The sequence below is a fragment of the Caldimonas sp. genome, assembly GCF_046289365.1.
Classification (GTDB): domain Bacteria; phylum Pseudomonadota; class Gammaproteobacteria; order Burkholderiales; family Burkholderiaceae_C; genus Caldimonas.
The window spans coordinates 1-5131 of sequence record NZ_JBKBVU010000216.1 but is presented as its reverse complement, the minus strand read 5'-3'; the positions used below and the strand labels follow the sequence as shown (position 1 = coordinate 5131).

The following is a 5131-nucleotide window of genomic DNA, read 5'->3' as shown; positions in this document are numbered from 1 at the left end:
TGGGCCACGGCCTTGGCCTCGGCGTGGGCATTGGCCGGTGCGCAGGCCCAGCCGGCGCGCACCATCAGCGGCAGGTCGGGCCAGTCGTCGCCGATCACGGCCACCTCGGCCCAGGCCCAGCCGCGCTCGTCCAGCAGCGCCTGGGCCACCGCGAGCTTGTCGGCCACCCCAAAGCGGGCTTCGACAACGCCCAGGTCGCCCAGGCGGCGGCGCACGGCTGGCGAATCCCGGCCGGTGATGACCACCGGCTCGATGCCGGCGCGTGCCAGCAGCTTGATGCCATGGCCATCCAGCACGTGGAAGGCCTTGAAGGCTTCGCCGTCCTCGCCGATGTACAGCCGCCCGTCGGTGAGCACGCCGTCCACGTCGAAGATCGCCGCCCGCAGGCCCTGGGCGCGCAGCAGCAGCTCGGGCGGCGCCGACAGCGCCGGTTGCAGCTCGCGGCTCATCAGATCACCTTGGCACGCATCAGGTCGTTGCTGTTGAGCGCCCCCACCAAGCGGCCGGCCTCGTCGACCACCAGCACCGAGGTGATGCGGGCCTCCTCCATCAGGTCGGCCGCCTCGACCGCCAGGGCGTCGGCTCGCACCGTGCGGGGCTGGCGGGTCATCAGCTCGCCGGCCGTCAGGCCGCGCAGGTCGCGGCCCTGCTCGATCTGGCGGCGCAGGTCGCCGTCGGTGAAGATGCCCAGCACCCGGTCATCGGCATCGACGATGGCCGTGGCGCCCAGGCCCTTGGCAGACATCTCGCGCATCATCGCCGAGAAGCCCGTCTCGGGCCGCACGCGCGGCACGGCTTCGCCTTGGCGCATCACGTCGCGCACATGGGTGAGCAGCTTGCGGCCCAGGGCACCGCCCGGGTGTGAGCGTGCGAAGTCCTCCTCGCGAAAGCCCCGGGCGTCCAGCAGCGCCACCGCCAGCGCGTCGCCCAGGGCGATCTGCGCGGTGGTGCTGGCCGTGGGCGCGAGATTGAGCGGGCAGGCCTCCTGCGCCACCGAGGTGTCGAGCATCACGTCGCTGTGGCGCGCAAGCGTGGACGCAGCGCGTCCGGTCATGCCGATCAGACGCACGCCCAGGCGCTTGAGCAAGGGCAAGATGGCGGTGAGCTCGTCGCTCTCGCCGGAGTTGGAGATCGCGATCACCACGTCCGAGGGGGTGACCATGCCCAGGTCGCCGTGGCTGGCCTCGGCGGGGTGGACGAACATCGCCGGGGTGCCGGTGGAGGCCAGCGTGGCGGCGATCTTGCGGCCCACATGGCCGCTCTTGCCCATGCCCATCACGACGACGCGGCCGCTGCAGCCGAGGATGGTCTGCACGGCCCGGGCGAAGGGTTCGCCCTGGCGGTCGCGCAGGGCCAGCAGCGCCTGGGCCTCGATCTCGAGGGTCTGGCGGGCCAGCGAGATGGCACGGTCGGCGTGGTATCCGGGAGCAGACGGGCTGGACATGGGTGCAGGCCGCCAAGCGGCGCGGCTCGTTTACGATCCGCAGATTCTAGGCGCCGGGCCCGGCTCGCGCCGGCCTTTCCTGCGCACGACATGGCCTCCACCCTCGATCTCGTCCTGCTGTACCTGCTGGCTGCCGTGCTGGGGGTGGTGACCTGCCGCAGCCTGAAGCTGCCCCCGATGCTCGGCTACCTGGTCGTGGGCGTGCTGATCGGGCCCAACGCGACGGCCCTGGCCAAGGATTCGGCCGGCATCCGCTATCTCGCCGAGTTCGGCGTGGTCTTCCTGATGTTCGTGATCGGGCTGGAGTTCAACCTGCCCAAGCTCAAGAGCATGCGCCGCCTCGTCTTCGGGCTGGGCCTGAGCCAGGTGGTGGGCACGGTGGTGCTGGCCGTGGGCGGCAATGCCCTGCTGGCCTTCGGGCTGGGCCTGGTGGGCCGCTCCTGGGATCTCGCCTGGCCCGCTGCACTGGCCCTGGGCGGCGCGCTGGCGATGTCGTCCACCGCCATCGTGGTCAAGCTGATGGCCGAGCGGCTGGAGCTCGACAGCGAGCACGGCCGGCGCGTGATCGGCGTGCTGCTGTTCCAGGACCTGGCCGTGGTGCCCTTCCTGGTGCTCATCCCCTCGCTGGGCGCGGCCGCCGAGGCGATGGCCCGCGACCTGGGCCTGGCCCTGCTGAAGGCCATGGCGCTGCTGGGTGTGCTGCTGGTTGGGGGTCAGCGCGTGATGCGCTGGTGGCTCACCCTGGTGGCGCGGCGCAAGAGCGAGGAGCTCTTCATCCTCAACGTGCTGCTGGTCACCCTCGGGCTGGCTTGGCTGACCGAACACGCCGGGCTGTCGCTGGCCCTGGGCGCCTTTGTCGCGGGCATGCTGATCGCCGAGACCGAGTACAAGCACCAGGTCGAGGCCGACATCCGGCCCTTCCACGACGTGCTGCTGGGCCTGTTCTTCATCACCATCGGCATGCTGCTGGACTGGCGCGTGGTGTGGCAGCAATGGCCGCTGGTGCTGCTGCTGCTCACGCTGCCGCTGCTGTTCAAGTTCGCCTTCATCGCCGCGCTGGCCAAGCTCTTCGGCTCGCCCACCGGCGTGGCGCTGCGCACCGGGCTCTACCTCGCCCAGGCCGGCGAGTTCGGCCTGGTGCTGCTCAACCTCGCCACCGATCGCGGCCTGGTGCCCACCGACCTGCGCAGCGCGGTGCTGGCCGCCATGGTGCTGTCGATGCTGGCCACGCCCTTCATCATCCAGCATGCGGACCGCATCGTGATGCGCCTGTCGGGCAACGACTGGATGCTGCAGTCGGTGCAGATCACCAGCATTGCGAAAAAGTCCATCCGCACCGAAGCCCACGTGATCATCTGCGGCTATGGCCGCAGCGGCCAGAACCTGGCCCGGCTGCTGGAGGCCGAGGGCATTCCCTATATGGCCCTGGACCTCGATCCCGACCGCGTGCGCCAGGCCGCCGCGGCCGGCCAGAGCGTGGTCTTCGGCGACGCGGCTCGGCTGCAGAGCCTGGTGGCCGCCGGCCTGTCGCGCGCCAGCGCGGTGGTGGTGAGCTACCACGACACGCCCTCGGCGCTGAAGATCCTGCAGCTCGTGCGCGAGCACGCCCCGAAGGTGCCGGTGATCGTGCGCACCATCGACGACGCCGACCTCGAACGCCTGCGCGCGGCCGGCGCGGCCGAGGTGGTGCCCGAAGCGATCGAGGGCTCGTTGATGCTGGCCTCGCATGCGATGGCCCTGGTGGGCGTACCGATGCGCCGGGTGCTGCGCCGCGTACAGGAGCAGCGCGAGGCCCGCTACAGCCTGCTGCGCGGCTACTTCCACGGCGCCGACGACAGCGGCGTCGACGACCTCCACACGCAGCGCCTGCAGTCCGTCACCCTGCCCGCAGGCTCGCCCTGGAGCGGCCAGCCGCTGCACCGCCTGGCGCTGGAAGCCCTGGGCGTGCAGGTGGTCTCGGTGCGCCGCGCCCAGGGTGCGGTGGTGCGGCCCGACCTGGAGCTGCTGCTCCACGGCGACGACACCCTGGTGCTCTCGGGCCTGCCCGAGGCCCTGGCCCGCGCCGAGGAGCGCCTGCTGGCGGCCTGAAAGGCTTCGCGCGCACAGCGCGCAAAGCCCGCAACCTCCCGGGGATTTGTCGGCGCTGCTGGCGGCCGGCCCCGGATGGGGCGACGATCGCGCTGTCCGTGCTACCCATCAGTCGCCATCTGAACAGGAGCGTTCCCATGCTGCACCGCCGCCAGTTCCTCGCCGGATCCGCCGCCTTCACCCTCGGCGCGTTCGGGGCCCTGGGCTTTGCGCCCGCCTGGGCGCAGAACGCGCCCGACCTGGGCACGCCCAGCCTGCCCAGTCCCGGCTTCGCCCGGCTGCGCATCGGTGACGTCGACATCATTGCCGTCAACGATGGCGTGGCCCGCCGCCCGCTGGCCGAGGGCTTCGTGCGCGACGTGCCGCTGGCCCAGGTCCAGGCCGCGCTCAGCGAGGCGGGCCTGCCCACCACACATGTGGACATCAGCTTCACGGCCTTCGTCGCGGTCATGGGCGAACGCCGCATCCTGATGGACACCGGCAACGGCAGCTTCGGGGCCCCCACCACCGGCCGGCTGCTGGCCAACCTGCAGGCTGCCGGCATCGCGCCCGACAGCATCGACACCGTGGTGATCACCCACTTCCATGGCGACCATATCAATGGCCTGCGTTACCGCGACGGCCAGACGCCCTTCACCCGGGCCGAGGTCTGGGTGCCCGAAGTCGAATGGGCCTACTGGATGGACGACGCCCGCATGAACGCCGCCCCCGAAGCGATGCGCGGCGCCTTCCAGAACGTGCGTCGCGTCTTCGGCCCCATCGCCGGCCAGGTGCGCCGGTTCGCGCCGGACGCCACGCTGATGCCGGGCCTGCGCGCCGTCTCGGCCCATGGCCACACCCCGGGCATGTCGATGTTCGAGGTCGAATCGCGCGGCCGGCGCTTCCTCAACGTGGCCGACCTGTCCAACATCCCCGCCCTGTTCGTGCGCCAACCCGACTGGGCGGTGAGTTTCGACATGGACCCCCAGGCCGCGCGTGCCGTGCGTCGCAAGATCCTCTCGATGGCGGCCCAAGACGGCGTGACGGTGGGGGGCTACCACTTCCCCTTCCCGGCCTTCGGCACCATCCGGGCCCGCGGTGACGGCTACGACTTCACGCCGGTCTCGACCTGAGTCTCGCCCAGGCATGCAGCGCCGTCTCGCCCTGCACGGCCTGGTCGCGCTGGGGCTGGGGCCCTCGCTAGGCCGCGCCCAGGGCCAGGAGGCCGCACTCCTGGCCGCCCTGCGCGAGGGCGGCACCGTGCTGATGCTGCGCCATGCCCGCACCGAGCCCGGCGTGGGCGACCCCCCCGGGTTCCGCCTGGGGCAATGCCATACCCAACGCCAGCTCTCCGAGGCCGGCCGGACGCAGGCACGGCGCATCGGCCAGGCCCTGGCGGCGCACGGACTCGTGCCCACGGCCGTGCGTTCCAGCGGCTGGTGCCGCTGCATCGACACGGCCGAGCTGGCGTTCGGCCGGCACGAGGTCTGGCCCGCGCTGCACTCCTTCTTCGCCGAGCGCGCCGGTCAGCGCGAGCCGCAGACCGCCACACTGCGGCTCGCGCTGACACGCTTGCCAGCGCAGGGGTTCGAGGCCTGGGTCCCCCACCAGGTCAACATC

5 protein-coding genes are annotated in these 5131 nt (G+C 71.8%); 3 read left to right on the top strand and 2 right to left on the bottom strand.

Features of this window, described 5'->3' with window-relative positions:
* Together ACK42S_RS15590 and ACK42S_RS15585 are read right to left on the bottom strand one after the other, a co-directional pair.
* Positions 1-449 (bottom strand): KdsC family phosphatase (locus ACK42S_RS15590; protein WP_409709582.1); only part of this gene is annotated, 449 nt, incomplete at its 3' end.
* Positions 449-1444 (bottom strand): SIS domain-containing protein, encoded by a 996-nt coding sequence (locus tag ACK42S_RS15585; protein WP_409709579.1) that lies wholly within the window; start codon positions 1442-1444, stop codon positions 449-451. The genes ACK42S_RS15590 and ACK42S_RS15585, both read right to left, overlap by 1 nt.
* A gap of 90 nt (positions 1445-1534) precedes the next feature.
* Between ACK42S_RS15585 and ACK42S_RS15580 the strand changes: the two genes are divergently transcribed.
* The 3 genes from ACK42S_RS15580 to ACK42S_RS15570 all read left to right on the top strand — a co-directional run.
* A complete protein-coding gene (locus ACK42S_RS15580) occupies positions 1535-3532 on the top strand; it encodes a cation:proton antiporter (RefSeq protein ID WP_409709576.1) in 1998 nt (665 codons plus the stop codon).
* A 137-nt stretch (positions 3533-3669) separates the two neighbouring features.
* Entirely contained in the window at positions 3670-4644 is a 975-nt protein-coding gene (locus ACK42S_RS15575) for an MBL fold metallo-hydrolase (protein WP_409709573.1), read from the top strand.
* A gap of 13 nt (positions 4645-4657) precedes the next feature.
* Positions 4658-5131 (top strand): histidine phosphatase family protein (locus ACK42S_RS15570; RefSeq protein WP_409709570.1); only part of this gene is annotated, 474 nt, incomplete at its 3' end.